General features: G+C 68.1%; 30 protein-coding genes, 1 tRNA gene and 1 pseudogene. 10 read left to right on the top strand and 22 right to left on the bottom strand.

What is annotated here, in order from left to right; all coding sequences use genetic code 11:
- The first annotated feature begins 33 nt into the window (after positions 1 to 33).
- Positions 34 to 1,242 carry an acyl-CoA dehydrogenase family protein gene (locus tag ACQCSY_RS13950; protein ID WP_427129657.1) on the top strand — a complete coding sequence of 403 codons (1,209 nt, stop codon included), beginning with the start codon at positions 34 to 36 and terminating at the stop codon, positions 1,240 to 1,242.
- Positions 1,243 to 1,354: 112 nt separating this feature from the next.
- Here ACQCSY_RS13950 and ACQCSY_RS13945 read toward each other — a convergent pair whose 3' ends face one another.
- The 5 genes from ACQCSY_RS13945 to ACQCSY_RS13925 form a co-directional block, all read right to left on the bottom strand.
- Positions 1,355 to 2,683, bottom strand: coding sequence for an MFS transporter (locus ACQCSY_RS13945; protein ID WP_427129656.1), 1,329 nt, complete (start codon positions 2,681 to 2,683; stop codon positions 1,355 to 1,357).
- The gene (locus ACQCSY_RS13940) at positions 2,680 to 3,225 is read right to left on the bottom strand and encodes a winged helix-turn-helix transcriptional regulator (protein WP_427129654.1); all 546 of its coding nucleotides are present in this window, start codon (positions 3,223 to 3,225) and stop codon (positions 2,680 to 2,682) included. The genes ACQCSY_RS13945 and ACQCSY_RS13940 overlap by 4 nt, the downstream gene beginning before the upstream one ends.
- 183 nt (positions 3,226 to 3,408) lie before the next feature.
- A complete protein-coding gene (locus ACQCSY_RS13935) occupies positions 3,409 to 4,686 on the bottom strand; it encodes a glycosyltransferase 87 family protein (protein ID WP_427129652.1) in 1,278 nt (425 codons plus the stop codon).
- A gap of 6 nt (positions 4,687 to 4,692) precedes the next feature.
- Positions 4,693 to 5,916 carry a cystathionine gamma-synthase gene (locus ACQCSY_RS13930; protein WP_427129650.1) on the bottom strand — a complete coding sequence of 408 codons (1,224 nt, stop codon included), beginning with the start codon at positions 5,914 to 5,916 and terminating at the stop codon, positions 4,693 to 4,695.
- A gap of 58 nt (positions 5,917 to 5,974) precedes the next feature.
- Positions 5,975 to 7,360 (bottom strand): cystathionine beta-synthase, encoded by a 1,386-nt coding sequence (locus ACQCSY_RS13925; protein ID WP_427129648.1) that lies wholly within the window; start codon positions 7,358 to 7,360, stop codon positions 5,975 to 5,977.
- A gap of 168 nt (positions 7,361 to 7,528) precedes the next feature.
- On the opposite strand from ACQCSY_RS13925, the pseudogene ACQCSY_RS13920 reads away from it, so the two are divergent.
- Positions 7,529 to 7,792, top strand: a pseudogene (locus tag ACQCSY_RS13920) (hypothetical protein); the annotation flags it as partial.
- On the opposite strand, the gene ACQCSY_RS13915 reads toward ACQCSY_RS13920, so the two are convergent.
- A complete protein-coding gene (locus ACQCSY_RS13915) occupies positions 7,681 to 8,118 on the bottom strand; it encodes a VOC family protein (protein WP_427129647.1) in 438 nt (145 codons plus the stop codon). The pseudogene ACQCSY_RS13920 and the gene ACQCSY_RS13915 sit on opposite strands and share 112 nt — an antisense overlap.
- A 132-nt stretch (positions 8,119 to 8,250) precedes the next feature.
- On the opposite strand from ACQCSY_RS13915, the gene ACQCSY_RS13910 reads away from it, so the two are divergent.
- Positions 8,251 to 9,228 carry a DNA-3-methyladenine glycosylase family protein gene (locus ACQCSY_RS13910; RefSeq protein WP_427129646.1) on the top strand — a complete coding sequence of 326 codons (978 nt, stop codon included), beginning with the start codon at positions 8,251 to 8,253 and terminating at the stop codon, positions 9,226 to 9,228.
- Positions 9,229 to 9,342: 114 nt separating this feature from the next.
- Here ACQCSY_RS13910 and ACQCSY_RS13905 read toward each other — a convergent pair whose 3' ends face one another.
- The 3 genes from ACQCSY_RS13905 to ACQCSY_RS13895 all read right to left on the bottom strand — a co-directional run bounded on the left by ACQCSY_RS13905 (position 9,343) and on the right by ACQCSY_RS13895 (position 12,084).
- Positions 9,343 to 9,711, bottom strand: a complete 369-nt coding sequence (locus tag ACQCSY_RS13905) for a hypothetical protein (protein WP_427129644.1) — start codon at positions 9,709 to 9,711, stop codon at positions 9,343 to 9,345.
- A gap of 93 nt (positions 9,712 to 9,804) precedes the next feature.
- Positions 9,805 to 10,263 carry a hypothetical protein gene (locus tag ACQCSY_RS13900; protein ID WP_427129642.1) on the bottom strand — a complete coding sequence of 153 codons (459 nt, stop codon included), beginning with the start codon at positions 10,261 to 10,263 and terminating at the stop codon, positions 9,805 to 9,807.
- A gap of 144 nt (positions 10,264 to 10,407) precedes the next feature.
- On the bottom strand, positions 10,408 to 12,084 hold the full coding sequence (locus tag ACQCSY_RS13895) for an AMP-binding protein (protein ID WP_427129640.1): 1,677 nt from the start codon (positions 12,082 to 12,084) through the stop codon (positions 10,408 to 10,410).
- A gap of 112 nt (positions 12,085 to 12,196) precedes the next feature.
- Here ACQCSY_RS13895 and ACQCSY_RS13890 point away from each other — a divergent pair, with 112 nt between their 5' ends.
- Positions 12,197 to 12,475: a putative quinol monooxygenase gene (locus ACQCSY_RS13890; RefSeq protein ID WP_427129639.1), complete on the top strand. Its 279-nt coding sequence runs from the start codon at positions 12,197 to 12,199 to the stop codon at positions 12,473 to 12,475.
- A gap of 32 nt (positions 12,476 to 12,507) precedes the next feature.
- Here the strand turns inward: ACQCSY_RS13890 and trxA are convergent, their stop codons facing one another.
- The 3 genes from trxA to ACQCSY_RS13875 all read right to left on the bottom strand — a co-directional run bounded on the left by trxA (position 12,508) and on the right by ACQCSY_RS13875 (position 14,195).
- Complete coding sequence (gene trxA / locus ACQCSY_RS13885) at positions 12,508 to 12,921, bottom strand: thioredoxin (protein WP_427129638.1); 414 nt, start codon at positions 12,919 to 12,921, stop codon at positions 12,508 to 12,510.
- 101 nt (positions 12,922 to 13,022) lie between these two features.
- Positions 13,023 to 13,568 (bottom strand): acyl-CoA thioesterase, encoded by a 546-nt coding sequence (locus ACQCSY_RS13880; RefSeq protein WP_427129636.1) that lies wholly within the window; start codon positions 13,566 to 13,568, stop codon positions 13,023 to 13,025.
- Positions 13,569 to 13,667: 99 nt separating this feature from the next.
- Entirely contained in the window at positions 13,668 to 14,195 is a 528-nt protein-coding gene (locus tag ACQCSY_RS13875; protein WP_427129634.1) for a Type 1 glutamine amidotransferase-like domain-containing protein, read from the bottom strand.
- 50 nt (positions 14,196 to 14,245) lie between these two features.
- Between ACQCSY_RS13875 and ACQCSY_RS13870 the strand changes: the two genes are divergently transcribed.
- Complete coding sequence (locus ACQCSY_RS13870; RefSeq protein WP_427135832.1) at positions 14,246 to 14,686, top strand: N-acetyltransferase family protein; 441 nt, start codon at positions 14,246 to 14,248, stop codon at positions 14,684 to 14,686.
- Here the strand turns inward: ACQCSY_RS13870 and ACQCSY_RS13865 are convergent.
- Entirely contained in the window at positions 14,643 to 14,816 is a 174-nt protein-coding gene (locus ACQCSY_RS13865) for a hypothetical protein (protein WP_427129632.1), read from the bottom strand. The two genes, ACQCSY_RS13870 and ACQCSY_RS13865, sit on opposite strands and share 44 nt — an antisense overlap.
- 91 nt (positions 14,817 to 14,907) lie before the next feature.
- Positions 14,908 to 15,450, bottom strand: a complete 543-nt coding sequence (locus ACQCSY_RS13860; RefSeq protein ID WP_427129630.1) for a GNAT family N-acetyltransferase — start codon at positions 15,448 to 15,450, stop codon at positions 14,908 to 14,910.
- Positions 15,451 to 15,576: 126 nt separating this feature from the next.
- Between ACQCSY_RS13860 and ACQCSY_RS13855 the strand changes: the two genes are divergently transcribed.
- Entirely contained in the window at positions 15,577 to 16,029 is a 453-nt protein-coding gene (locus ACQCSY_RS13855) for an SRPBCC family protein (RefSeq protein WP_427129628.1), read from the top strand.
- Between the two features lie 35 nt (positions 16,030 to 16,064).
- Here ACQCSY_RS13855 and ACQCSY_RS13850 read toward each other — a convergent pair whose 3' ends face one another.
- The 4 genes from ACQCSY_RS13850 to ACQCSY_RS13835 are packed head-to-tail and all read right to left on the bottom strand — an operon-like array spanning position 16,065 to position 19,571.
- Positions 16,065 to 16,613, bottom strand: coding sequence for a GNAT family N-acetyltransferase (locus tag ACQCSY_RS13850; protein ID WP_427129626.1), 549 nt, complete (start codon positions 16,611 to 16,613; stop codon positions 16,065 to 16,067).
- Positions 16,614 to 16,617: 4 nt separating this feature from the next.
- Positions 16,618 to 17,034: a DUF1801 domain-containing protein gene (locus tag ACQCSY_RS13845; protein ID WP_427129624.1), complete on the bottom strand. Its 417-nt coding sequence runs from the start codon at positions 17,032 to 17,034 to the stop codon at positions 16,618 to 16,620.
- Positions 17,035 to 17,044: 10 nt separating this feature from the next.
- Positions 17,045 to 18,637: an ABC transporter permease gene (locus ACQCSY_RS13840; protein WP_427129622.1), complete on the bottom strand. Its 1,593-nt coding sequence runs from the start codon at positions 18,635 to 18,637 to the stop codon at positions 17,045 to 17,047.
- Complete coding sequence (locus tag ACQCSY_RS13835) at positions 18,630 to 19,571, bottom strand: ATP-binding cassette domain-containing protein (protein ID WP_427129620.1); 942 nt, start codon at positions 19,569 to 19,571, stop codon at positions 18,630 to 18,632. Before ACQCSY_RS13835 ends, ACQCSY_RS13840 begins: the two co-directional genes overlap by 8 nt.
- 239 nt (positions 19,572 to 19,810) lie before the next feature.
- On the opposite strand from ACQCSY_RS13835, the gene ACQCSY_RS13830 reads away from it, so the two are divergent.
- The 3 genes from ACQCSY_RS13830 (at position 19,811) to ACQCSY_RS13820 (ending at position 22,146) form a co-directional block, all read left to right on the top strand.
- Positions 19,811 to 21,235, top strand: coding sequence for a DUF222 domain-containing protein (locus tag ACQCSY_RS13830; RefSeq protein ID WP_427129618.1), 1,425 nt, complete (start codon positions 19,811 to 19,813; stop codon positions 21,233 to 21,235).
- Positions 21,195 to 21,443 carry an HNH endonuclease gene (locus tag ACQCSY_RS13825; protein ID WP_427135830.1) on the top strand — a complete coding sequence of 83 codons (249 nt, stop codon included), beginning with the start codon at positions 21,195 to 21,197 and terminating at the stop codon, positions 21,441 to 21,443. The genes ACQCSY_RS13830 and ACQCSY_RS13825 overlap by 41 nt, the downstream gene beginning before the upstream one ends.
- 253 nt (positions 21,444 to 21,696) lie before the next feature.
- Complete coding sequence (locus ACQCSY_RS13820; RefSeq protein WP_427135829.1) at positions 21,697 to 22,146, top strand: DUF1810 domain-containing protein; 450 nt, start codon at positions 21,697 to 21,699, stop codon at positions 22,144 to 22,146.
- A 9-nt stretch (positions 22,147 to 22,155) separates the two neighbouring features.
- On the opposite strand, the gene ACQCSY_RS13815 is transcribed toward ACQCSY_RS13820, so the two are convergent.
- The 4 genes from ACQCSY_RS13815 to ACQCSY_RS13800 form a co-directional block, all read right to left on the bottom strand.
- The gene (locus tag ACQCSY_RS13815; RefSeq protein ID WP_427129616.1) at positions 22,156 to 22,317 is read right to left on the bottom strand and encodes a hypothetical protein; all 162 of its coding nucleotides are present in this window, start codon (positions 22,315 to 22,317) and stop codon (positions 22,156 to 22,158) included.
- Positions 22,318 to 22,476: 159 nt separating this feature from the next.
- Entirely contained in the window at positions 22,477 to 23,070 is a 594-nt protein-coding gene (locus tag ACQCSY_RS13810; protein WP_427129614.1) for a DinB family protein, read from the bottom strand.
- Positions 23,071 to 23,598: 528 nt separating this feature from the next.
- Positions 23,599 to 23,680 (bottom strand) — tRNA-Tyr (locus ACQCSY_RS13805).
- Between the two features lie 150 nt (positions 23,681 to 23,830).
- Complete coding sequence (locus ACQCSY_RS13800; RefSeq protein WP_427129612.1) at positions 23,831 to 24,085, bottom strand: hypothetical protein; 255 nt, start codon at positions 24,083 to 24,085, stop codon at positions 23,831 to 23,833.
- A 229-nt stretch (positions 24,086 to 24,314) separates the two neighbouring features.
- On the opposite strand from ACQCSY_RS13800, the gene ACQCSY_RS13795 reads away from it, so the two are divergent.
- The gene (locus ACQCSY_RS13795; protein WP_427129610.1) at positions 24,315 to 24,806 is read left to right on the top strand and encodes a YajQ family cyclic di-GMP-binding protein; all 492 of its coding nucleotides are present in this window, start codon (positions 24,315 to 24,317) and stop codon (positions 24,804 to 24,806) included.
- The last annotated feature ends 2 nt before the right edge of the window (positions 24,807 to 24,808 follow it).

The raw sequence follows: 24,808 nt of genomic DNA, 5'->3' as shown, positions 1-24,808 counted from the left end.
GATCCGTGCGCATCCAGCCCGTAGGATGCTGGAATGAGCCGTGCTTCCGAAATTTCAGGTGTTTCCGATGCTTCAGATGTTTCCGATGTCCTGGCGATCGATTCCTTACTGAGCGCCGACGAGCTGGCCGTCCGCGAAAGGGTCCGCGATTTCACGGACCAGCGGATCCGCCCGGGCATCGCGGGTTGGTATGACGACGGCGTTTTCCCGCTTGAGCTGGCCCCGGAACTGGGCGAACTCGGCGTGCTCGGCATGCATCTGGAGGGCTACGGCTGCCCCGGCCGCTCCGCCGTCGAATACGGCCTGGCAACGATGGAACTCGAGGCGGGCGATTCCGGCATCCGCACCTTCGTCTCCGTGCAGGGCTCCCTCGCCATGACCGCCATCCACAAGTGGGGTTCCGAGGAGCAGAAGCAGGAGTGGCTCCCCCGGATGGCCGCCGGCGAGCTGATCGGCAGCTTCGCCCTGACCGAACCCACCGCCGGTTCCGACCCGGCCTCCATGAAGACCTACGCGCGGCGCGACGGCACGGGCGACGGCGCCGGCTGGATCCTGGACGGCGCCAAACGCTGGATCGGTCTCGCCTCGGTGGCGGATGTGCTGGTGGTGTGGGCCATGACCGACGACGGCGTCCACGGCTTCCTCGTCCCCGCCGGCACCCCCGGGGTCACGGCGACGCCGATCGGGCAGAAGCTCTCGATGCGCGCCTCGATCCAGTGCGACATCACGTTCGACGGCGTCCGGCTGGGCCCGGAGGCCTTGCTGCCGGCGGCCCGCGGGCTGCGCGGCCCGTTCAGCTGCCTTAACGAGGCGCGGTACGGGATCGCGTGGGGCGCGATGGGCGCCGCCCGGGACTCCTACGAGGCGGCGTTGAAGTACTCGCAGGAGCGGCTGCAGTTCGGCAAGCCGCTCGCCGGGTACCAGCTCACGCAGGAGAAGCTCGTGAATATGCTGCTGGAGATCCAGAAGGGCACGCTCGTGGCGCTGCAGCTGGGCCGGCTCAAGGATGCCGGGAAGCTGCGGCCGGAGCAGATCTCGCTGGGCAAGCTGAACAACGTGCGCGAGGCGATCGGGATTGCCCGCGAGGCCCGCACCATCCTGGGCGGCAACGGGATCACGCTGGACTATTCGCCGCTGCGGCACGCCGCCAACCTGGAATCGGTCCGCACTTACGAGGGCACGGACGAGGTCCACACCCTGGTCCTGGGCCAGCACATCACCGGGCTGCCCGCGTTCCGCTAATTCCACCCGCGGGCCCGCTCACTTCCCGCGCGAGATGGCACTTCGCGGCAGTATCGGGCGAGCTCACACTGCCGTCAAGTGCCATCTCGGCGGGCCGAGAAACCTCAAACCCTTATGCCGGGACCGGAACCGCCTCCCGTTTGCCGGCGTCCTTGCGGATGGTAGCGCTGATGACGGCGGCGATCGTGCACATGGCCGCGGCAGCGAACCAGGCGTAGGTGTACTGGCCGGTGGCGTCCCGGATGGCGCCGGCGGCCAGCGCCGCGGCGGCTGCGCCGAGCTGGTGGGCCGCGAAGACCCAGCCGAACACCACGCTGCCGTCGGCGCCGAACACCTGGCGGCAGATCGCGGCCGTCGGCGGCACGGTGGCCACCCAGTCCAGGCCGTAGATGACCACGAACACGATCATGCTGGGCTGGACCGTGGCGCTGAGCAGCAGCGGCAGCACCAGCAGGCCTATCCCGCGGAACTGGTAGTACACGGCGAGCAGGATCCGCGGGTTGAAACGGTCCGTGAGCCAGCCGGAGGCGATGGTACCCACGATGTCGAAGATGCCGACGACGGCGAGCAGCCCGGCGGCGGTGGTTTCGGTCATGCCGTGATCGTGGGCGGAGGGGATGAAGTGGGTGCCGATCAGTCCGTTGGTGGTGGCCCCGCAGATGGCGAAGCCAGCCACGAGGGCCCAGAAGGTCCGCACCTTGCTGGCCCGCTTGAGGACCTGCAGGGCCCGGACGGCGGCATTCCTCCGGGGTTCCGCGGGTTCCGAGACAGGCTCCGGCTCGCCGTCCCGCTCAGCCTGGGCCTCCGCCCCGTACGCCAGCACGCCGACGTCGGCGGGTGAGTTCTTCAGGAACTTCAGCACGAGCGGCACCACGGCCAGCGCGCCTGCGGCAATCAGCAGCGAGGCCTGCCGCCAGCCCGGATTCTGGGCCAGGGCGGCCATGAAGGGCAGGAAGACCAGCTGCCCCGCCGCGCTGCCTGCCGTGAGGATGCCGATCACCAGGCCGCGGCTCTTGGCGAACCAGGTGTTGGCGATGGTGGCGGCAAAGACCAGTGCCATGGAGCCAGTCCCCAGTCCGATCAGCAGTCCCCAGGTCAGCAGAATCTGCCAGGACTGGGTCACCAGCACCGTCAGCGCACTGCCGGCGCCGATCAGCACGAGGGCCACGGAGGTGACGGTGCGGATGCCGAAACGCTCCATAAGGGCCGCCGCGAACGGGGCCGTGAGGCCGAAGAGCACCAGGTTGATGCTGACGGCGGCCGAGAGGACGGTGGTGGACCAGCCGAACTCGTTCTGCAGCGGCACCATCAGCACGCCGGGAGCGGCACGGAACCCTGCGGCGCCGACCAGCGCGAGGAAGGCCACGGCGGCCACGATCCAGGCCGGGTGGATCCTGCGGCGGCCCGGCGCGGGGATCCGGGTGGTGTCGGGGGCGCTCATGCGGCGGTTCCGTTCTGTTCGGCGGCGTTCTGTTTTGTGGCGGTCTGTGGGGCGGCGCGGGCCGTGGCCAGGGGCACAGGGTCCGCGGTCCGGGTGAGGCTGTGCCAGCTGGTGTTTTCGGCCGTGAGCCGTTCCCCGCAGGCCGTGCAGCTGTCCGCGGAGGAGGTGCGCTGGCCGCAGCCGCTGTGGATGACGAACATGTGGGCCTGATCGGACGGTGCCGCGAGGTGCTTTTCGGCCCAGAGCACGACGGCGTTGAGCACCGGCAGGGCGTCCTCGCCTTTGGCGGTGAGGACATACTCCTGGCGGGTGCGGCCGCCGTCGTCGTACGGCTGGCGGGTAAGCAGCCCGGCGTCCACGAGCCCCGCGAGCCGTTTGGTGAGCACGGAATCCGCCACGCTTAGACGGTTCTTCATGGCCTCGAAGCGGCCGTTGCCGAAAAACACCTCGCGAAGAACGAGCATGCTCCACGGGTCGCCGAGGACGTCCAAGCCGCGGGCCATGCTGCAGTTCCGCTGGGACCAGTCAGATCGAAGTGCCATGCGGAAGAGACTAGCTGACTATCTTCAAGAAAGCTACACATTTCTCGCCGAGATGGCATTTCGCGGCAATGTTTCGGCGGCGCAACACTGCAGCGAAGTGCCATCTCGCGGGGAGGGAGGAGGACGGGAGGGTGGAGCGCGGGGAGGGCTGAAGGAAGAAGGGAGGGTGGAGCGAGGGAGGAGCTAAGCCCTCTCGCGCAGCGCGGCGCGGGACGGCCGGTAGGCCAGCGCCCAGTAAACCAGCATGGCCATGCCGCACACGACGCCGAGGCTGGCGGCGATGAGCTGCCACTGGGTCTGCGGATCCTTGCCCCACTCCTGCGCGCCGGCCATGACCGCGAGATACTTAGGCGTCAGGTAGAAGGCCAGGGCCGAGAAGGCCACAATGATCCAGCCGGCCAGGCGCATCTTGCCGTCCCGGGACGGCACCCGGTGGATCGCGAACCCCATGCACGGCAGTGCCACGGCCATCCACACCCAGTGGTGGGACCAGGAAACGGGGCTGATCAGCAGCATCAGGACCGCGGTGGCGGAGACGGCCACGAAGTTCTCATCCGCCGCCACGGCCCACTTGATGACCAGCGCGGCCACGGCGGCCAGGGCCACGGAGATCACCAGCCACACCACACTGGTCAGGCCGGAATCCGGCAGGCCCAGGTGCAGAAGCAGTCCCTTGACGGAGAGGTTGTCCATATACGCGGGGCCGCCGATCCGTCCGGTGTCCGGCAGGATCTTGGTCCAGAACGTCACCGAGGCCGTGGGCAGCAGAGCCCAGGCCAGGGCGATGGAGCCCAGGAACCCGGTAGCCATCCAGCCGAGGGCCTTGAAGTCGCGGCGGACCAGGAAGTACAGCCCGAACGCGAGCGGGGTCAGTTTGATGCCGGCCGCGATCCCGATCAGCAGACCCGCCGGCCAGCGGATCTCGCCGGCCCTGGACTTCCCGTAGAGCGCGAAGTCGGCCAGGATCAGGCCCATCAGGATGATGTTGATCTGGCCGAAGTCGAAGGTGTCCCGCCAGGGCCCCAGCAGCAGGATCGCCGCGGTTCCGGCCAGCGCCACGGCCCGGAACCGCCAGTCCGCAAACGCGGCCCGCCAGCCGCCCAGGCCGAAGTAGTGCCGTGCCAGCCATGCCGAGACGATCACGGCGCCCAGCAGCGCCGTCGTGATGAACACCAGGCTGCCCGCGCCCTGGCCGAGCGAGGCGAGCGCCGCGAACAGCAGCGCCGCGAACGGCGGATAGGTGAAGGGCAGCCCGTCCCGCGGCGCATACAGCTCGTTGACGCCGGCCTCCCCGGTCTGCAGCACCCGGCTGCCGCCGTAGAAGTAGACCTCGAAGTCGTTCATCAGCGGGATGTAGGCGGTGTACAGCACCACCAGGGCGAGGACGACGGCGAGCGCGCCGGCCGCCGTCGCGAGCCAGCCGCGCGTGGTGGAGGACGGTGCCCTGGTGGTGGTCGTCACGGGGTGCTAGTTGCCTGTCTCGAGGGAGGAAAGGGTGGAGAGGGCGCGCTCGAGGTCGGCGATGAGGTCCTCGACATCCTCGATGCCGCAGGAGAGCCGGATCAGGTTGACCGGTACGGCCAGTTCGGTGCCCTTGACCGAGGCATGGGTCATTTCCGAGGGGTAGTTCATCAGCGACTCGATGCCTCCCAGCGACTCGGCAAGGGTGAACACGGAGGTCGATTCGGCAACCTTTCGCGCCGCGGCCTCGCCGCCCTTGAACTGCACGGAGATCATGCCGCCGAATTTCTTCATCTGCTTCTTGGCCAGCTCATGGCCGGGGTGCGAGGGCAGTCCCGGGTACAGCACGGCCTCCACCTCGGGGCGCTGCAGCAGCCATTCGGCCACGGCCTGGGCGTTGTCGCTGTGGCGGTCCATGCGGACGCCGAGGGTCTTCAGGCCGCGGGTGGTGAGGAAGGCGTCCATCGGCCCGGACACGGCGCCGACGGCGAACTGCACGAAGCCGATCTTCCCGGCCAGCTCCGGGTCGTTGACGATGATCGCGCCGCCGACGACGTCGGAGTGCCCGCCGATGTACTTGGTAGTGGAGTGGACCACGATGTCGGCGCCGAGGGCGAGCGGGTTCTGCAGGTACGGCGAGGCGAAGGTGTTGTCCACCACGAGGAGGGCGCCGGCGTCGTGCGCGAGCCCGGCGAGGGCCTCGATGTCGGTGATCTTCATCATCGGGTTCGACGGCGTCTCGACCCACACGAGGCGGGTCTTGCCGCCGTCGCCGCCGGCATTGGTTCCGCCGGCGGAAACGGCCTTCGCCACGGCGTCGAGATCGGACATGTCCACCGGGGTGTTGCCGATGCCCCACTCCCCCAGCACGCGGCTGATCAGCCGGTACGTGCCGCCGTAGGCGTCGTTGCCGAGCACGATGTGGTCGCCGGGTCGGGTCAGGGCGCGGATCATGGAGTCCTCGGCGGCCAGGCCGGAGCTGAAGGAGAACGCGGCGGTTCCGCCTTCCAGCGCGGCCAGCTGCTCCTGGAGCGAGTCACGGGTGGGGTTGGTGCCGCGGCCGTACTCGTAGCCCGCCCGCAGCCCGCCGATCCCGTCCTGGGCATAGGTGGAGGAGAAGTGCACGGGCGGCACCACAGCGCCGGTGCGCGGCTCGAAGGCCTGGCCGGCGTGCACGGCGCGGGTGTTGAATCCGGAGTTTTTAGGGGAAGAGCTTTCTGGCAAAGACATGTGGAATCCTTTCGGCCGGTGAGTGGGGCGCGCCGGGTCGGCAGGAGCCCCCACCGGGTCAGTTGCTGAGGTAGGCGAGGAGGTCGTGGCGGGTCAGGATCCCCACCGGAGCGCCGACGAACGTCACCATGAGGGTGTCGGCGTCGGAGAGGAGTTCACGGGCCGTCGAGATCGATTCGAGCGAGCCGATCACGGGCAGCCGGGCCTCCATGTGTTCGGAGATCTTGTCCGACAACTTTGCCTCGCCGCGGAAAAGCTTGGCCGTGAGGGTTCGTTCGTCCACGGCGCCCAGCACCTCGCCCATGACCACGGGCGGCTCCTGGGAGAGCACGGGGATGTGCGAGACGCCGTACTCGTTCATGATGTTGATGACGTCGCGGACGCTCTCGTTGGGGTGGATGTGGACCAGGGCCGGCAGTTCGCCGGTCTTGGCCTTGAGCACCTCGCCCACCGAGGCTTCGTCCCCGCTGGCCAGGAACCCATAGGAGCGCATCCACTGGTCGTTGAAGATCTTCGCCAGGTAGCCGCGTCCGGAATCGGGCAGGATGACCACCACGACGGCGTCCGCGGGCAGGTCCTTGGCGATCTGCATTGCTGCGATGACCGCCATGCCGGAGGATCCGCCCACCAGCAGGCCTTCTTCGCGGGCCAGCCGGCGCGTCATCGCGAAGGAGTCGGCGTCGCTGACGGCGATGACGTCGTCGGGAACGGACTTGTCATAGTTGGCGGGCCACATGTCCTCGCCGACGCCTTCGACAAAGTACGGGCGGCCCGTGCCGCCGGAGTAGACCGAGCCTTCGGGGTCCGCGCCGATGATCTTGACCACGCCGCCCTCGGCTGCGGGGCGCCCGGCGGAGACCTCCTTCAGGTACCGGCCGGTGCCGGTGATGGTGCCGCCGGTGCCGGCGCCGATCACGCAGTGGGTGACTTTGCCGTCCGTGTCGCGCCAGATCTCCGGGCCGGTGGTTTCATAGTGGCTGGCCGGGGCGGCGGGGTTGGAGAACTGGTCCGGCTTGTACGCGCCGGGGATTTCCGTGACGAGCCGGTCGGAGACGCCGTAGTAGCTTTGCGGGCTGTCCGGGGGGACGGCGGTGGGGGTGACGACCACTTCGGCGCCGTAGGCCTGAAGCACCGCCCGCTTGTCCTCGCCGACCTTGTCCGGGACGACGAAGATGCACCGGTAGCCCTTCTGCTGGGCCACGAGGGCCAGGCCCACTCCGGTGTTGCCGGAGGTGGGTTCCACGATGGTGCCGCCGGGCAGGAGCTTGCCGGTGCGTTCGGCCTCCTCGATCATCTTCGCCGCGATGCGGTCCTTGATGGACCCGCCGGGGTTCAGGTATTCCAGCTTCACCAGGACCGTGGCCGCGATGCCGTCGGTCACGTGGTTGAGTTTGACGAGCGGCGTGTCACCGATGAGGTCCAGAACGGACTGGGCGTACTTCATAGGTACAAAGTTACCGTCTCCCCGTCCGGAGGCATGTCGCCGGCACGTCGCCTTGAGATCCCGGCGCCCGAAGGTGCGACGGTGATGCGGTGACGAGCACGGGTTGGCCGAAGAAGCTCAGGAGCTACGCGCTGCCCGCCGGCATGCTCCTGGCGGGGGTCGCCGCGCAACCAGCCGGCGTATCTGGCGCTGGAGCCGGTGGGCGGCTCCCCGGCCCGTCTGGCAGCCCTGCTGATCGGGGTGAACCTGGGCCCGCTGGTGACGCCGTGGGCCTCCCTCGCCGGCGCCCGGGTGGCCGAGCGGCGCCGGCATCCCCCGGCTCAGGCGCCGATGTCGTTCGCCGCGGTCTCTGCGATCGTTTCGGTGCCGCCGGTCTCGGGCACGGCGTTTTGCCACAGTCCCATGATGTTGCCCTCGGTGTCCTTGAAGTAGGCGTAGAAGCCCATGCCGGGGATGGCGGCCTTTGCCGTGACCACGGAGCCGCCGAGCTGCTCAACCTGCGCGAGCGTTGCGTCGATGTCTTCCACATCCACGGTGATGATGGGCGTCGTCAATTCGCCTGCCCTGGCCATGAGGCCGCCGTTGATGGCCCCGGGATCCTTTGGCATCCCGGTTTTTTCGTCGCTTGGCGTGGTGATCACGATGTTGTAGTCCATCTCGGGCATTGCGTTGATCTTCCAGTCGAAGGCCGCCTTGTAGAACTCGGTGGCTCGGCCCTGATCGTCCGCAGGGATTTCGAAATGCACTATTCCGGCCATTGCGCGCTCCTACTTCATGAGTTGGAAGGTCGCGGACGCCCCGCGCCACAACTGGATTCTAGCCCTGCGGCGCAGTGGCGGTAAGGGGGCCTCCGGCAACTGCGTCCCGGCCGGACGTGCGAACATATTCGAATGACCATCGTAGACGTCCCCGCCGGCTTGGCCGCCTCGGACGCCTCCTTGCGGTGGCGCCCGGGCGGGCCGTTCGACCTCCTGCAGACGCTCGGGACCCTCATGCGAGGCCAGGGCGATCCCTCCTTCCGGGCCGTCCCGGGCGGGGTCTGGATGGCGTTCACGACGCCGGCCGGTCCGGCCACGCTGCTGCTCGCCGGCGCGGGCGCACGCGCGGATCCCGCCGTCGATGCGCAGGCGTGGGGCCCGGGGGCCGCCGACGCCGTAGACTGCGTCCCCCGGCTGCTCGGGCGCGACGACGACTGGTCAGGGTTCGACGAGCCGGCCTTCCACGCCACGCTCCCCCGCATGGTGACCGAAGCCCGGCGCCGGAACCTCGCCATCCGCCTCCCCGCGACGGGCCGCATGGTCGACTCGCTCGTGCCGACGATTTTGGAGCAGAAGGTCACGGTCATCGAGGCCCGCCGCGGCTACCGCTACCTGATGTACCGCTTCGGGACGGCGGCGCCCGGCGCGGGCACGGTGGCTCCCGCCAACCTGATGGTCCAGCCCACGCCCGGGCAGTGGCTGCGCATCCCCTCCTGGGAGTGGCACAAGGCCGGCGTGGGACCCCAGCGCTCGGCGACCGTCATGCGGGCGCTGCGCTCCGCCGTCGCGCTTGAACGGCTCGCCGCCCTGCCCGCCGCGGACGCGTCCGCGAAGCTGCAGACTATTCCGGGGATCGGCGCCTGGACCGCGGCGGAGGTGGTGCAGCGCACCCACGGCTGCCCGGACTCGGTTGCGGTGGGCGACTACCATCTGGCGGCAGATGTGGGGGCGGCGCTGACCGGACGGCGGACGGACGACGCCGGCATGCTGCGGCTGCTGGCACCCTGGGCCGGGCACCGGCAAAGGGTGGTGCGCATGCTCGGACTCAGCGGTTTCCGCAAGCCGACCTTCGGCCCGCGCATGACCATCCAGGACCACCGCCGCCACTGATCCACGCCGGCTAAAGCAACGCGTCCGCCACAGCAACGCGGGGTCACTTCCGGCCCATTCCGGGTCCGCTATTTGGGCGCGATGTGACCCCTCGTTGGATTGCCCCGCGTCGGACTAGACGGCGCGGAATCGGGCCCTCTTGATCCTGGAAATAACATCTTCGAAGCCGTCAGCAAGATCGTCGGCGTTGGCTTCGAAATACGCCCAGCCAGCACCGCGGAAGGCCTCGTCCCGCCGGTTGTCCCGCGACTGCTGTTCCCGTGTGAGGTGATGGGCGCCGTCGTACTGGATGGCGATCCGGAACCGCCGGTACCCCAGATCCGCGGCCGGCGAGCGCTCATCGTACGGATCGAGCCGGAGTTGCAGCTCAGGCTCAGGAAGGCGCGCGTCCAGCAAGGCCAGCCGAAGGAAGGTCTCGGGGAAGGAATCCGAGCCCACGCGCATCTCGTCCAGGGCAAGCCGGGCCTTTTCCACCCCCTTCATGTTGGGGTGCTGGCGGATGAGCAGCCGCAGGCCCTCCTTGTACGCATACGGGTCAGACCTTAGTTCAAGTCCTGGCCGGGGCATCCGGATCAGCTAGTCGCCCAGGGCTATGAGGTAGTTGAGTGGCAGCACCATGGCAAGATCCGGCCAGGTCCGTGGCGGGGCGGTAACGGGGATGCCGTCGATGGACGTCAGCTCACCGGGGATCAACCGCACGCGGTGGCCCGTGACCCCGGTGCGACGCTCCCTCGGCAGCTCGTGCGGTTTACTGAGATGGATGGTGGAGCAGCCGCGGAGCCACGGCGGCAGCCCCAGCCGGGTCAGGACGACGGCGGTTTCGTGGGATGCCCAGGCGCCGGGTGTGGCAGCCGCCAGGACTCGCGCCCGTTCGACGATCTCGAGGTGCCGGCCGGCGGGCAGGTAGATGAGGCGGCCGCCGTCGGACAGGTCCTTTGCCCGCAGGCGCTTAGGCGAGACGCCCAGCGCGCGGGACTCATAGACGGTGAACGGCGCTTTGCTGAGGCCTTCCGGGAGCGGCGTGATGCGGACCAAGTGCACCATTGTGTCCCCGCACCGGAAGCCGTGCAGGAGTTATCCACAGGCCGCTCCTGCAAAGGACAACGCGGGGTCACTTCGCGCCCATCGGTCGCCGAAACTTGGGCGCGATGTGACCCCGCGTTGCTTGGCGAAGGTCAGTTACAGGCCCAGCCGGGCCACCGCTTCCTGGCGCATCTCCACTTTGCGGATCTTGCCGGAGACGGTCATCGGAAAGCTCTGCCGCACGTCCACGTAGCGCGGGACCTTGTAGTGCGCCAGCTTGCCCCGGCAGAACTCCGCCAGGCTCTCGGCGTCCAAGGGGCCGGCGCCGGGCTTGAGGATCACGCAGGCCATGAGCTCCTCGCCGTACTTCTGGTCAGGAACCCCGATCACCTGCACGTCCTGGATGTCCGGGTGGGTGTAGAGGAACTCCTCGATTTCCCGCGGGTAGACGTTCTCGCCGCCGCGGATCACCATGTCCTTGATCCGGCCCTCGATCACCATGTACCCGTCCTCGTCCATGCGGGCGAGGTCCCCCGTGTGCATCCAGCCCTCGGCGTCGATCGCTTCTGCGGTCTTGTCCGGCTGGTTCCAGTAGCCCTTCATGACGGCGTAGCCGCGGGTGCAGAGTTCGCCGATCTCGCCGCGCTGCAGCACGTCGCCGGTGACCGGGTCCACGATCCGGCTCTCCAGCTGCGGCATGGTCCGGCCCACGGTCTCGGTGCGCTGGGCCATGGTGTCCAGGCTGCGGGTCATCGTGGACACCGGGGAGGTCTCCGTCATGCCGTAGCAGATGGCCACGTCCTTCATATTCATTTCCGAAATGACCCGGTTCATCACCTCGATGGGGCACAGCGAGCCGGCCATGACGCCGGTGCGCAGCGTGGACAGGTCATAGGAGGCAAAGTCCGGCAGTGCGAGTTCGGCAATGAACATGGTGGGCACCCCGTAGAGGGAGGTCCCGCCGAAGTCCTGCACGGCTTCCAGCGCCGACGCCGGCGAGAAGCCACGGCCCGGAATGATGGTGGCGGCGCCGTGACTGAGCGCGTTGAGGTTGCCGATCACCATGCCGAAGCAGTGGTAGAACGGCACCGGGATCACCACCCGGTCATGCTCGGTGTAGCCCAGCTGCTCGCCGATCGAGTAGCCGTTGTTCAGGATGTTGTCGTGCGTCAGCGTGGCGCCCTTGGGGAAGCCCGTGGTGCCGGAGGTGTACTGCAGGTTGATGGCATCGTGCGGGTCCAGTTCGGCCATGCGCGCCTGCAACGCGGAATGCCCGACGTCGTCCGCCCGCTTGAGCAGCTCGGCGAAGGTCCGCTCGGCCTCCGTTTCAGGGATGCCGGCGGTGAGCCCGGCCACGCCGGCGTCCGGGAGGAAGACCAGATCACGCAGCTCGGGGCACTCTGCCAGTGCCTGGCGCGCCATCCCGGTGTAGTCACTGTTGCCATCCGACGGTGCGGAGACCAGCATCCGCATACCGTTCTGCTTGACCACGAACTCCAGCTCGTGGCTGCGGTAGGCGGGATTCACGTTGACCAGAATCGCGCCGATCTTCGCCGTCGCGTACTGCAGGATGGTCCACTCCGCGCAGTTGGGGCTCCAGATGCCGATCCGTTGACCCTTGGCGACGCCCAGGGCGAGCAGCGCACGGGCCACGCGGTCGACGTCGTCGTTCAGCTTGGTGTAGCTCCACCGCCGGGCCTCTTCGCCGGGCACCGCCGCCGCCTCGATCAGGGCGTCATGGTACGGGAACCGGGCCACGATCCGTTCGAAGTTGTCGCCGATGGTTTCCTCGAGCAGCGGAACGTCAGTGTCCCCGGCTGTGTAAGCAAGCATGGTGTGACGCTACCAACAGTCCGGCGGCAAAAGAAGAGCGAAGGTAGGAAGTCCTACGAAATCTTCCGGTACTCTTCCTACGCCGGGGCGGCCGCCCGGTATTGTGAAAACCATGAGCGCACCCATTGACCTCCAGGCCATCTTCATCCCCAACGAGGGCGAATTCTTCCGCGTGAAGCTCGCCCTGGAAATCGCGATCGACGACGTGGTCAACGAACCCGGATGCATCCGCTACGAGCTCACCGAGGCCGCTGAGGACCGCCTCGTGCTGACCGAACTGTGGGCTTCCGAGGAGGATCTGGACAAGCACTCCAAGGGCACGGCCGTCCAGGACCTGAACGAATCCCTGAGCGCCCTGCTGGCCGAGCCGGTCAGGCTCGAAAGGCTCTAGCAAACTACCAGGCACCCAACCAACGCGGGGGTTTAGGCCTCCGGGATCTGGGTTCCGTCCTGCCGGCTTGCCGCTGTGGCAGCCTCAGCCTGTGAACGGGCCACGTGGGCGTGGACCTCTTCCATGTCCAGGGCCTTGACGGCGTCGACGACCTGCTCCAGCTGCTGGGCGTTCAGGGCGCCGGGCTGGGAGAACACCAGCACCTTTTCGCGGAAGGCCATCAGCGTGGGGATGGACGTGATGCCGGCCTCGGCGGCGAGCTGCTGCTCGGCTTCGGTGTCCACCTTGGAGAAGACGACGTCCGGGTGCTTCTCGGAGACGGCTGAGTATGTGGGTCCGAACTGCTTGCACGGGCCGCACCATTCGGCCCAGAAATCGACAAGGACGATGTCGTTGTCCTCGACGGTCGATGCGAACTGTTCACCTGTAATGTCTACGGTTGCCATGAGTCCACGGTACGCGAGCAGCCTCGGGATGTCCCCTACGTTTCGCTGATGGCACATCCCGCCAGGACCACCACGGGAGCACAGCCGGAGCACCGGACGGCTTAGCCCCAGAGGTGCGGGGCGGGCCGGCGGGCGCCGGGCAGTGCGTTGGTTTCGCGCCATTCGTGGATCCACTCAGGCAGCTCCAGCTCCGCGGGCGGCTGGCCGAATTCGCGCAGGATCTCCTCCTGGCTGACCGGCTTGCCCTTGCTTACGAGCCGGGTGGCGATGTGGGCGCGGGCGTAGATTTCGCCGTCCACCACAATGCGCTGCTCGAAGTAGATGGCCTTCTCGTCCAGGCCGATGATCCTGGACTCAATCGTGTACTGCTGCCACAGCTGCAGGGAGCGGCGGAAGGCGATGGTCTCCCCCGCGGCCACCGGGCTCCAGCCGCGGCGGCGCATCGTCTTCCACGTTCCGCTGCGGGCCATCAGGTCGAACCGGCCCAGGTCCATCAGCGAGAAGTACATGCCGTTGTTGACGTGCATGGCGATATCGATGTCGGTCGGCAGGACCCGGAGCGGCAGGGAAGAGGGGTCCCAGATGCTCAGCGGCGGGCGCCGGGAGGACGTGAACAGCAGGATCAGGGTGCGCAGCAGCAGATGCATGTGCATTATGTTACCCGCCAGTAACAACGCCGCCAAGGGCCGCCGCCCGGATTGTGTCCGGACGGCGCCAAGAACCGCCGCCGGGATGGCGCCGGGGAGTCAGCCGGCCGACATGACCAAGACTGTGGCTTTGTGCCCGGAACCGCGGATTATCCAGCAGTTTCCCGTCCCGATGGCTGTCTGCTCCTCGGGATCGGCATGGGGCAGGACCAGCGCCGTGTTCTCGTCCACCGCCACGGCTTTCTCCACGAGGCCGCCCACCACCGCGGCGACTGCACGGCTGAGCGTGCCGGCCTGGGCCGCATGGACGTCGACGGCGAAGGACACCAGGCCCAGGCCGTCGCGGACGTCCAGCTCATCGAGCCCTTCGGAACATTCCTCCGAACAGACCTCGGTCCCGTGCACCCTGTAGCCGCCGATTATTGCCCGCCGTGGCGCGATCATCGCTCCCGCGGAGAAACCCAGGTAGGGCGCGCCACCCGCGACAGCCAGCCGCAGGGCCTCGGCGGCGTTCCGCAGGCCTTCGAGATAGACGGGGGTGGGGCCGCCTCCGACGACGATCGCGTCGACGTCGCCGAACACCGCGGGATCCGCTTGCTCGCCGGGGTGCAGCAGCACGGCGGTCACTTCGCAGGCGCCCCGGGCTTCCAGCGGCTGTACATAGGCGGGCGGCGACTCTGGCGGGGCTCAAACAGGGCCCGCGGGAGGCCAGGTGGCGGGATCTGATCGCTGCAGCGGCGCCGGACGTGTGGGTTGCCTGTGACGGCACTGACGTCGTCGGCTGGGCCTCCGCCAGCGCCGGGCGCGACGACGACGGTCCACGCCCGCTGGAGCTCTATGGGATCTATGTGCTCGCCAGCCACTATGGTTCGGGGGCGGGGCAGTTGCTCCTGGATTCAACTGTGGGCCGGAGCGGTGCGTACTTGTGGATCGCGGAGGACATCCCCGGGCGTTCGCCTTCTACCGGCGGAACGGATTCGCCCCGGACGGGGAACGCACGACGACGGAGCTCGCCGGGGTTCCGGTGCGCATCATGCGCATGGTCCGGTAGCCCGGGCTGGGACTCCGGCCGGGTCATTCCGTGGCAATCAGCTCGGCTTCGAAGCCGTCCGAATTGACGAGATAGGCGGCGAAGTGGTCGGGGCCGCCCGCGTGCGGGCACTTCTCCGGGAACAGCTCAACCCAGCCGTGACCGGCGCCCGCCGACGCCATGGCGTCCACGTGGTCCCGCGACGTGGTGCAAGGCACCGAAGGAATCAGCAGTCACCCTGCGAGTCTTGCATGCCTGGCGCCGGGCCGGCGCAGCTCCGGGCGCAGCTCCCGGTCAGCAGGATCAGTCTTAGTACAGGATCCGTTGGTAAAGGATGTGGTCCTGCCAGGAGCCAGCGATCTGGAGGTAGGCAGGGGCCAGCCCGATTTCCTCGAATCCGGCCCGCTTCAGGATCTTCTGGGATGCGGCGTTGTGCGGAAGCGTCGAGGCCTGGAGGCGGTGCAGCCCCAGCTCGTTCCTTGCGGCTTCGATGGCGAACCCGATGGCGGCCGAGCCGATCCCGCGGCCGTTGGATACCTTGTCCACCCAGTATCCGAGGTGGGCGCTGAGGAACGGCCCGCGCACAATGCCGCTCAGGTTCATCACCCCGACGGTCCGGTCACCGTCCAAAAGGACCCACGGGACGTCGGAACCGGCGAGGAACAAGGCGAGTTTGGACTCGATACTGGCGGCCTGTCCGGCGGCTGTGAAGAACTCGTCGGCCCGCACCGGTTCCCACGGTGCCAGGTGCTCCCGGTTCCGCTGATACGCCGCCGCCAGGCGCCCGGCGTCGGACCTGCGCAGCACCCGAATCTGGACAGTGCCCATCAATGCCGTGCTGTTCTCGGTCATCCGCAGACTCTAGCGGGCAGCAGGACCGGCTTCAACGGAGCCTCTTAACGTACCGCGCCTTCAGGCGGGCGGGCGCCGACCCGGCGAGGGCTTCCTCTGGCAGCCGCCTGGTGCCAGAGTCGGATCATGAACGAGCAAGCCGGAGGTCTCCTGTTGGAGCTGGAATCCTCCTTCAACGCACCGCCGGAGCGGATCTTCGCCATGCTCACCGAGCCGGGGGAGCTGGCGAAGTGGTGGGGGCCGCACGGCTTCGCCCTTCCCGGCGCCGAGCTCGACCTCACGGTGAGCGGCCGCTACCGCTTCACCATGAAACCTCCCGACGGCGATCCCTTCCACCTCTCGGGCTGTTTCCTTGAGATAGACCCGCCGGCGCGGCTTGTCTACACCTTCAACTGGGAGGAGCCCGCGCCCGGCGACCGGGAAACAATCGTCGAGCTCACCCTCGACGCCCAGAAGGACGGCACCCGGGTTTCACTCTCCCAGGGCCTGTTCGCGACCAACGAACGGCTCGCCCTGCACCGGGACGGCTGGAGCGAGAGCTTCGCGAAGCTGCGCGGGGTTCTCGAGTCATACGGCTAGGCAACCCAGGATCAGCCCAGTCCGCGTTCGGCCGTTCAGGAACCCGGGCACGGCGCTTCGAGGATGGTTTCCAGACCGTCCTCCTCGTCCCACTGCTCCCCCACCGCCTGAAATCCATACTGATCCAGCAGCCGGCGGGAGGGGACGTTGTCCGGGCGCACCGTGGCCCGGACGACGGCGACTGCCGGATGGTACTTCGCCGTCTCAAGCAGGATGACGAGGGCGCCGCGGGCATGGCCCCGGCGGCGGCGGGCGGGGTCGATCGAATAGCCGATCTCGACCACGCCGACGTCGTCCGGGGGTCCGTGATACCCGGCCCGGCCGACCACCCGCCGGGACCCCCTCTCGATCACGAGCCGTGTCACCCAGGCCGCGTCGGCGGGGCTCCGGGCAATCTGGTCCCGCCTCCTGCGCCAGACGCCGACGCATTCGGCGCCGGCCAGGTACGGCGTGAGCTCAAGGGTGGTCACGGCACGCGCCGCGTCCAGATCGCCGTCGGCGAGTGCATCCAGGACCGCCGGCGGCAGTTGCACGAGTTCGAGGCCTGCGGCCGCGGACGTCCATGGTTCTTCGGTGATTCCCATCCGGTCATCTTTGCAGGCCGTCGTCCTTGAGCTTGCGCCAGCCGCCGGCGCGGTTGTTTGCAATGATCCGCCTGAATATCTCCGTCAGGGCCGGCGCGTTGATGGCTTCGTCCTGGCGGAAGGCCACGGTGCGGGCGGTCTTGTTGCCGTGCCCGGCAGTGATGATCCCCTCCGGATCCGGAACGATCCCGCCGTCGTACAGGAACACGTTGACGTGGTCCTTGGCCGCCAGTAGGGCGCAGATGTTGCCGTCCAGCACGAAGTAGGGCTGCGTGGTGCGTTTGATCGTCTCGGCGACCTCCGGATCGGCAGCATGCACGAGTTCACGCACCTCGCGGCAGATGGCCTGCTGCCAGGCCGGCAGCGCCGCGATGAACGCATCAACCCGGGGATCACGGCCGGGGCTTCCCGCCCCGCTCATGCCGCCGCGCTCATGCTGCCACATCCCGGCGGCGCCAGCCGGAATAGCCCAGGACGGCGAGCGCCGCGGCCGTAATCGTGAGCGCCAGCAACGGGCCGGCGGCGCCGGAATCCACGGGGAGCAGCGGCGAGTGCCGGAACGGGGAGAGGTCCATCAACCACTCCGGCGCGTTCCACAACACCCCGAACTCACCCAGGGCGACAAAGACGAGCAACAGTCCCCAGACCGCCCCGGTTAGCCGTGGCGCCCAGCCAAACACGGCCAGCACGGCACTCGCGATGACCCACGCTGCAGGGATCTGGGCGACGGCGGCCAGCGTGACCCGCCCGAGCTGGCTGCCGTCCGCCACGGCGAACGCGGCGCCGGCACCGACTGACAATCCGGCAAGCAGCATGAGCACGGCGACGCCGGCCAGGGCCACCGCAAAGTGGCTCGTGGCCCACCGTGATCGGGTGGTCGCTGTGCCCAGCAGCGCCTCCACGTGACCTTCTGTCTCCTCGTCGCGCAGGCGGCGGGCCGCGGCAAGTCCGTAGGCGGAGGCAAGGAGCCCCATGGCGCCGACTTCTGCGGCCAGGAATGCGTCGGTTATCGCCTGGGTTCCGCCCAGCCTCTTGATCAATTCCTGGGCGTTCGGGGAACTCAGCAAATCCGCGACGTTGCTGGCAAGCGAGCCGATCACCACGCCGAATACCACGAACGCCACGCACCAGGCCATCAACACACGGAGCTGCAGCCGCACGGCTAGGTCCCAGACACCGTTGAGCGTGCCGCGCGCCGGGCCGGGATGCTCCTCGCGCAGGCCGGAGCCCAGGTCCCGGCGCGCCCGGAGGGCGAGAGCCACTGGCACGAGCGCCGTGCAGAGGGCCAGAGGCAGGGCCAGCACCCACCACTGGTCCCCGGCGAAGGCACGGATCTGCTGGTTCCAGCCGATCGGTGATAGCCAGGACAGGGCGGAAGGCCCCGGTTCGGCGAGGTCGCCCACCGCCCGCAGCGCGTAGGTCACGGCGACGACGCCGACGCTGAGGCCGGTGGCGGCACGGGCGCTGGCTGACAGCTGCGCGGTCACTCCGGCCACCGCGCTGAAGGCCATCCCGGTGGCCGCCCAGCCCAGCCCGAACGCGAGCGACCCCGCGGCAGGAAGCCCTCCCGCTGCCAGGGCTGCGGCGGTGACCAGCCCGAGCACGAGGCTGGCGCCGAAGCTGATCACCAGACCGGCGGCGAGCGGGGCGTCGCGCCCCAGTCTCCCGCCGCCGAGCAGTTCGAGCCGTCCGGATTCTTCGTCGCTGCGGGTGTGCCGGATGGTGATGATGACCATCAGGACCGCGAGGATGGCAGCCATGAACGCGGTGTACTTGAAGAGGGAAATAGCGCCGAGGGAGGCGGGATCGTAGACGCGTCCGAACAGCGCCACCATGGATGCCGTGGCGTTCAGGGCGGTGGCAGCCTCTATACGGCTGGCGACGTCGGGGTAGAGGTTCACTCCGGCCAAAGCCGTGGAGTAGGTCAAAACGGCGAACCCGGCGATCCACGCCGGCAGCAGCCAGCGGTCCCGCCGCAAGCCGAGCCGGATCAGGATCCCGGTACCGGCCAGTGTTTCACGCATCGCGGGACAGCTCTCCCCGCCAAGCCGCCGCGGCGGTGGGTACGGCTTGGCCCGCAGTGCCATAGTGGCGCAGGAAAAGGTCCTCGAGTGTCGGCGGCTGACTGGTCAGCGTCAGGAGGCCGACGTCGGTCAGCGCCCGCATCAGCGGGGCCAGGCCGGAGGGTTCCACCTGGGCACTGACCCGGTGGTCCGTCACGACGACGTCGTGGACCCCGGGCAGCGCGTCCAGGCCCTCCGGCACGGCCGCGACGTCGGCGGAGACCGACGTCCGGGTCAGGTGCCGCAGCTGCTCAAGCCTGCCGGTATCCACCACCCTGCCTTCGCGGATGATGCTCACGCGGTCGGAGAGCGCCTCGGCCTCGCTGAGGATGTGGCTGCTGAGCAGCACGGTGCGGCCCTGGTTCCGCAGTTCCCGGACGCAGCCGCGGAACACGTCCTCCATCAGGGGGTCCAGCCCGCTGGTGGGCTCATCCAGCAGGAACAGCTCGGCATCGGTGGCCAGCGCGGCGATGAGGGCCACTTTCTGACGGTTGCCCTTGGAGTAGGCGCGGGATTTCTTGGTCGGGTCCAGGTCGAACATTTCCATCAGTTGGTCGCGCCGGGCCGAGTCCTGCCTGCCCTGGAGCCGTCCGAGCAGGTCGATCACCTCACCGCCCGTCAGGTTCGGCCACAGCGCCACATCCCCGGGAACATACGCCAGGCGGCGGTGCAGGGTGGCGACGTCGTGCCAGGGGTCCAGTCCCAGCACCCGGATCGAGCCGGCGTTGGGCCGCAACATGCCCAACACTAGGCGGATCGTCGTCGACTTTCCTGAGCCGTTGGGGCCGAGGAAGCCGTGCACCTCGCCCGCCTCGACCGAAAAGTCCAGCCCGTTCAGGGCCGTCACCGGCCCGAAACGCTTTACTACCCCGACCATCTCCAGGACGCTCGCCATAAGGGATACGATACGCCGGGTGCGTCATCTGAGACTGCGTCATCCGAGACCCTGAAGCCAGGCACGGACTCCGTGCAATGTCCGGCTCAGACCCAGGCTAGGCGTCCCGCAGGAACTCCTGGGCCGTGGGGAAGTCGACCCCGTCCGGTGCCGTCCGGATGACCGCATGCAGGGCAAGCCGTGACGGCGGCCGGAAGCGGGCGCTAAAAACCGTCGTACCCCTCTGGCAGAGTTTAGTTATGGAAGCCATGAGGGAGTTCGCACCCTTCCAGGACACGGCCCGGGAAGCCGGCCAGACCGCGCAGCCTGGCTTGGACGCCGCTTGCCTGGATCGTGCACTCTCCTTGCTCCAATCTGTGAGCCCGACGGCGGTGGAGGACGCAGCGCTCCGGGGATTCCGCGCTGCCTCGGACTTCGCCGACCGGCTGGAGGAACTCTCCCGGACCGTAGAGTATCTGCAGATCGTGGCGGCCGGCGCCGTGGAGCGGACCCGGAACCGGGCCGCAGCTTCCGCCGCGGCGGGCAGCAAGGGCTGGACCACCGGCTGGCGCGCCGATTCGACCACCAGTCCGGCCGGCAGCACCGGGAATCGGGACACCTCCGGAGGCTCGGATGCCTCCGGAGTCGCTGACGGCGCGGGAGTCGATGACGGCTACAGGAACTCCACGGAGTTCCTGCGGGCGCGGCTGCGGATCAGCGCCACGGAGGCCCGGCGCCGGCTGTCCCTGGCCGAAAGCCTCCTGCCGCGCCACGGCATCGCCGGGAAGCTGCTGCCGGCCGCGCGCGCGGAACTGAGCGCCGCCGTCAGCTCCGGTGCGGTGGCTTCCCGGGCCGCGACCATCATCGCCCTGGCGCTGGACCGCGTCCGGCACACGTGCGACGCCGAGGCCGCGGCCCGGATGGAACACGCCCTGACGCGCACCGCCGCGGAGAACGATCCCGACTTCCTCGTCCGGGTCGCCCGGCGGTGGACCGACGCCTTGGACCAGGACGGCGCCGAACCCTCCGAAGAACTGCTGCGCCGGCTGCAGGGCGCCTTCATCCGCCGGACCCGCCACGGCCTCCACCACCTGGAGATCTACACCACCACGGACCAGTTCGAACACCTCATCACGGTCATGAACACCGCCACGAACCCCCGCAGCAACGTCCAGGACGGCCCGGAGAATGTGCCCGGAGCGGCCGGCCTGGACCTCCGCTCCCGGCAGCAGCGACTCCTCGACGGCCTTGTCGGCGCCTGCAAGGCCGCCCTCGCGGCCGGCTCGCTGCCCGCCGCGGGAGGACTCCGTCCCCAGGTCATGGTGACCATCGACTACCGGGACCTGCTCGCCCGGCTGGGACACAGACGCAACGGCGGCAGGCGACACTGCCGCCGCGGGCCGGCCAACGGAGCACACCGGAACGCTGCTGTTCACGGGGCCCGTCACAGCCTCCACGGTCCGGAAGATCGCCTGCGACGCGGACATCATCCCGGTCCTCCTCGGCGGCGAAGGCCAGATCCTGGACATCGGCCGGACCTCCCGGATTTTCCCGCCGCATATCCGCAAAGCCCTCACGGCACGCGACCAGGGCTGCGCCTTCCCCGGCTGCACCCTCCCCGCACCGTGGTGCGAGGCCCACCACATCAGCTACTGGTCCCGCGGCGGGACCACGGGCACGGATAACGGCACCCTCTTATGCAGCCACCACCATCACCTCATCCACAAGGAACAATGGAGCATCCAGATCCGGACCGGGATCCCGTGGTTCATCCCGCCGCCGCACCTGGACCCGAACCGGGAACCCCGAAGAAACCACTACTTCAGGCCTTCCGCCCTGACCGCGGCCGCCGGATCACGACGCGTGATCACGACGCGTGAGCGCGACGCGTGAGCGCGACGCGTGAGCGCAAAATATCTCGATGATGGAGATATCATCGAGGCCTGGATGACTCGAGGGTTTTGAATCCCAGGATCTCCACGACGGCCCAGAGCGCGGGGCCCTCCGGAACTGCGCCGAGCCCGGGGGACCCCCGTAGTGGTTTCGGTCTGGCCCCGCAGCCACCACGCCAGGAACCGGCTAACCGGTGCACGGTGATATGCCGACGGCGGCCGGATTGAGGTTGGAACAAGGCAACATGACACCGATGCGGAGGGCGACATTGGATGATCCCTATGATCTTGAACGGTTCGTGACCGCCCAGGACGCCGACGGAACGTACCGGCAAGCCATCACGGAACTTCGCTCGGGGACCAAGAGAAGCCACTGGATGTGGTTCATTTTCCCCCAAATTGCCGGCCTTGGGCGCAGCGAGACCTCCCGCAAGTATGCGATCTCTTCATTGGATGAGGCGCGGGCCTACCTGCGGCATCAGGTACTCGGTCCGCGCCTGATCGACAGCGCCCGGGCCGTGGCGGCCCTCCAAGGGCTGACAGCCGGCCAGATTCTCGGCAGCATCGATGCGCGGAAGCTGCACTCGTCCATGACGTTGTTCCTGCGGGCGGCCCCGGATGAACCACTGTTCCAAGGCGTCTTGGACCACTACTTCGGCGGTCTGCCCGATCCCGCCACGGAACAGCTCCTCGGAAACCTTTGACGGCGTCAGCTACTCGCCCGCCGCTGTCAGCGCCGTGGTCATGCGTTCCATGCGTGCGACGCCGGCGAACCGGCCGGCGTTGTCCGTCACCAGCAGCGGCTCGAAGCGGCTGGCCTGCACCCGCGTCATGGACCGGGCCAGCGCTTCGGTGAGCAGCGTGTCCCGGTTCACGCGCATCCCCGGGCAGACGATGCCCAGCGCCGCCATGCCCGCCTCAAGCACCGAAACGGGCCGCAGATGATCCCGAGCAGCACCACGGACTGCAGCGCCGGGTTTTCGGCGAACGCTGCCGCCGCCGTGGCCACACTCGTCGTCGCCGTCGCCGGCTTCCTAGCGCCGGCCGCCCGATGCCGCCGCGTCGCGCGCCGCAGCTTCGATCCTGCCCCGGTGCCTGGCCCACTCCTCCGGGCTGCGCTGGGGCTGGTTGGGATCGCCCGGGCGCTGCCCTGCCGTGCCGTCGATCAGCTCCCGGAGAATGTCGGCGTGCCCGAGGTGCTGGGCGGTCTCGACGCACATGTGCACCAGGATCTGGTGGAGGGTCACGTGCCGCCGCTCTTCCGGCCACCACGGAACCTCACCGGGCGCATCGAGCGGCAGTTCATCGATGGTGGCATCGCTATGCGCGGCCGACCGCCGGTGCAGCTCGATGATCTGCTCCCGGGATTCCTCCGGTGTCGCCCACATATCGGCGTCCGGTTCGGCGCCGTCGGCCAGCCAGGGCAGGTCCAGGTTGCCGGGCCGCCCGAACACGTCGCCGAAGTATCCGACTTCGACGCTCGCCACATGCTTAACCAGGCCCAGAAGGCTGGTTCCGGTCGGCGTCAGCGGCCTGCGGGCATCGTACTCGCCGAGCCCGTCGAGCTTGGCGAGGAGGTCGGCACGCCGGGTGCGCAGGTAGCGGTGCAGAATCGCCTTATCATCCATGACGGGCACTATACCGAACCCCCGGGAAGCCGCCCGCCGGAATGGGCCACTTGCTTAATCAAACGTGTGGAATAATCGGCCAAACCGCCCCGTAGGAGTTCGGCAACGCATAGGGGTTCACCGGACGGTCCTCGTCCGACGCGGACAGCTCCCTGGTCGCGTAGCTGCGGGCGGTATGCAGGTCGCGGGATCGCTTCCGCAGCCCAAGCGCCAAAACACCGAGTCCGCCGGCAAGCAAGGCCACTCCGATAACGAACAGGGCTACTGCGCCCGGGCCGGCAATGCCGGATGCCACTTGAACAGCGGCGACGGCAGGACGAACAGGGTGGCAGCCAGGGCAAGGCTGCCCACTGCGATCTGCCATGTTCCCTTGGGCTTCATGGTTCCCCCTGCCTGTGCTGCATCACCTCGCAGTAAAGCGGTTCCCCGGCCCGCGCGGAAGGGCGCGCCACCGCGGCCCGGGAACCGGAGGGAAAGGGCAAAGAAAAAGCCTCCGGAACCTGATGGTTCCGGAGGCTTTTCCGAGGGTGGCAGATGAGGGATTCGAACCCCCGTAGGCGTTGCCAGCTGATTTACAGTCAGCCCCCTTTGGCCGCTCGGGTAATCTGCCGAACTTCAAAAGAAGATCACTCGTGGCTTCCATGGTCAGAACGCCTGTTTCCAGTCCGTTCCGCTTCCAGCAACCGCGGGCAAGACAACTTTACAGAACTTCCGCCGAAGAATCGAATCGGCGCCCCGCCGGTCCAAAAAGCCCGGAATATCAGGCATCTCCGAGGATGCGCCCCGCCAGTTTCGCCTCGAATCTGGCCGCCTGCTCTTCCGTGACCTGGTTCAGCTGGACCGCGCGGGCCAGATCCGCATGGACACCGTCCATCCGGGCGGATGCGTCGGCGGCCGGACTCAGGATGATGGAGGCAGCCAGTGCGGCGGCGGCCACCGACGTCGCCGCCGTGGCTATGGTGCCGGCAGCGGCGGCAGCGGAGCGGGTGACATACCGGACAGCCTTGCGGTGCATGTTTATTGCCTTTCGAGCAGTTCTTCCAACCCTTGCAACTCTGGACAGCGAAGCTTCGTTCCCGCCCTGTCCCAGCTTTGAGTGGGCTGTGAAATGGGAGGACTGTGAACCGCGGCGATCGCCGGCCGGACTTCACATCGGGGGCATCCGTACTAGGCTGGAATGCAGACATCACAGCCTTTCAACAGGCACCCCGGCAATCATTTGGGCAATCACTAGGAGGACAGTCATGGCAGGCGAATCCACATTCGACGTCGTCAGTAAGGTAGACAAACAGGAAGTCGCCAACGCGCTGCACCAGGCACAGAAGGAACTGGTCCAGCGCTACGACTTCAAAGGCGTCGGCGCCGAGGTTGACTTCAGCGGCGAGACGATCCTCATGAAAGCCAACTCCGAGGAGCGGGTGCTCGCCGTTCTGGACGTGCTGCAGTCAAAGCTCATCCGCCGCGGCATCTCGCTGAAGTCCCTGGACACGGGCGAGCCGTACGCCTCCGGCAAGGAATTCCGGCTGGAAGCCACCATCAAGGAAGGCATTGCCCAGGACCTCGCCAAGAAGATCAACAAGCTCATCCGGGACGAGGCCCCCAAGTCCGTCAAGTCGCAGATCCAGGGCGACGAGCTGCGCGTGACGTCCAAGTCCCGCGATGACCTGCAGGAGACCATGAATCTGCTGAAAGGCTTCGACGAGGCCGATCTGCAGTTCGTGAACTTCCGCAGCTAGCC

The sequence above is a fragment of the Pseudarthrobacter sp. S9 genome (genome assembly GCF_050156545.1).
Lineage (GTDB): Bacteria > Actinomycetota > Actinomycetes > Actinomycetales > Micrococcaceae > Arthrobacter.
This window is presented reverse-complemented; position numbering and strand designations above follow the sequence as displayed.

Bases quoted from the DNA above. Each gene is read 5' to 3' on its own strand.
- ACQCSY_RS13950 (WP_427129657.1), top strand. From the start codon at position 34: ATGAGCCGTGCTTCCGAAATTTCAGGTGTTTCCGATGCTTCAGATGTT.
- ACQCSY_RS13945 (WP_427129656.1), bottom strand. From the start codon at position 2,683: ATGAGCGCCCCCGACACCACCCGGATCCCCGCGCCGGGCCGCCGCAGG.
- ACQCSY_RS13940 (WP_427129654.1), bottom strand. From the start codon at position 3,225: ATGGCACTTCGATCTGACTGGTCCCAGCGGAACTGCAGCATGGCCCGC.
- ACQCSY_RS13930 (WP_427129650.1), bottom strand. From the start codon at position 5,916: ATGTCTTTGCCAGAAAGCTCTTCCCCTAAAAACTCCGGATTCAACACC.
- ACQCSY_RS13925 (WP_427129648.1), bottom strand. From the start codon at position 7,360: ATGAAGTACGCCCAGTCCGTTCTGGACCTCATCGGTGACACGCCGCTC.
- ACQCSY_RS13915 (WP_427129647.1), bottom strand. From the start codon at position 8,118: ATGGCCGGAATAGTGCATTTCGAAATCCCTGCGGACGATCAGGGCCGA.
- ACQCSY_RS13910 (WP_427129646.1), top strand. From the start codon at position 8,251: ATGACCATCGTAGACGTCCCCGCCGGCTTGGCCGCCTCGGACGCCTCC.
- ACQCSY_RS13905 (WP_427129644.1), bottom strand. From the start codon at position 9,711: ATGAAGGGGGTGGAAAAGGCCCGGCTTGCCCTGGACGAGATGCGCGTG.
- ACQCSY_RS13895 (WP_427129640.1), bottom strand. From the start codon at position 12,084: ATGCTTGCTTACACAGCCGGGGACACTGACGTTCCGCTGCTCGAGGAA.
- ACQCSY_RS13890 (WP_427129639.1), top strand. From the start codon at position 12,197: ATGAGCGCACCCATTGACCTCCAGGCCATCTTCATCCCCAACGAGGGC.
- trxA (WP_427129638.1), bottom strand. From the start codon at position 12,921: ATGGCAACCGTAGACATTACAGGTGAACAGTTCGCATCGACCGTCGAG.
- ACQCSY_RS13880 (WP_427129636.1), bottom strand. From the start codon at position 13,568: ATGCATCTGCTGCTGCGCACCCTGATCCTGCTGTTCACGTCCTCCCGG.
- ACQCSY_RS13860 (WP_427129630.1), bottom strand. From the start codon at position 15,450: ATGACCGAGAACAGCACGGCATTGATGGGCACTGTCCAGATTCGGGTG.
- ACQCSY_RS13855 (WP_427129628.1), top strand. From the start codon at position 15,577: ATGAACGAGCAAGCCGGAGGTCTCCTGTTGGAGCTGGAATCCTCCTTC.
- ACQCSY_RS13850 (WP_427129626.1), bottom strand. From the start codon at position 16,613: ATGGGAATCACCGAAGAACCATGGACGTCCGCGGCCGCAGGCCTCGAA.
- ACQCSY_RS13845 (WP_427129624.1), bottom strand. From the start codon at position 17,034: ATGAGCGGGGCGGGAAGCCCCGGCCGTGATCCCCGGGTTGATGCGTTC.
- ACQCSY_RS13840 (WP_427129622.1), bottom strand. From the start codon at position 18,637: ATGCGTGAAACACTGGCCGGTACCGGGATCCTGATCCGGCTCGGCTTG.
- ACQCSY_RS13835 (WP_427129620.1), bottom strand. From the start codon at position 19,571: ATGGCGAGCGTCCTGGAGATGGTCGGGGTAGTAAAGCGTTTCGGGCCG.
- ACQCSY_RS13830 (WP_427129618.1), top strand. From the start codon at position 19,811: ATGGAAGCCATGAGGGAGTTCGCACCCTTCCAGGACACGGCCCGGGAA.
- ACQCSY_RS13820 (WP_427135829.1), top strand. From the start codon at position 21,697: ATGCGGAGGGCGACATTGGATGATCCCTATGATCTTGAACGGTTCGTG.
- ACQCSY_RS13810 (WP_427129614.1), bottom strand. From the start codon at position 23,070: ATGGATGATAAGGCGATTCTGCACCGCTACCTGCGCACCCGGCGTGCC.
- ACQCSY_RS13800 (WP_427129612.1), bottom strand. From the start codon at position 24,085: ATGCACCGCAAGGCTGTCCGGTATGTCACCCGCTCCGCTGCCGCCGCT.
- ACQCSY_RS13795 (WP_427129610.1), top strand. From the start codon at position 24,315: ATGGCAGGCGAATCCACATTCGACGTCGTCAGTAAGGTAGACAAACAG.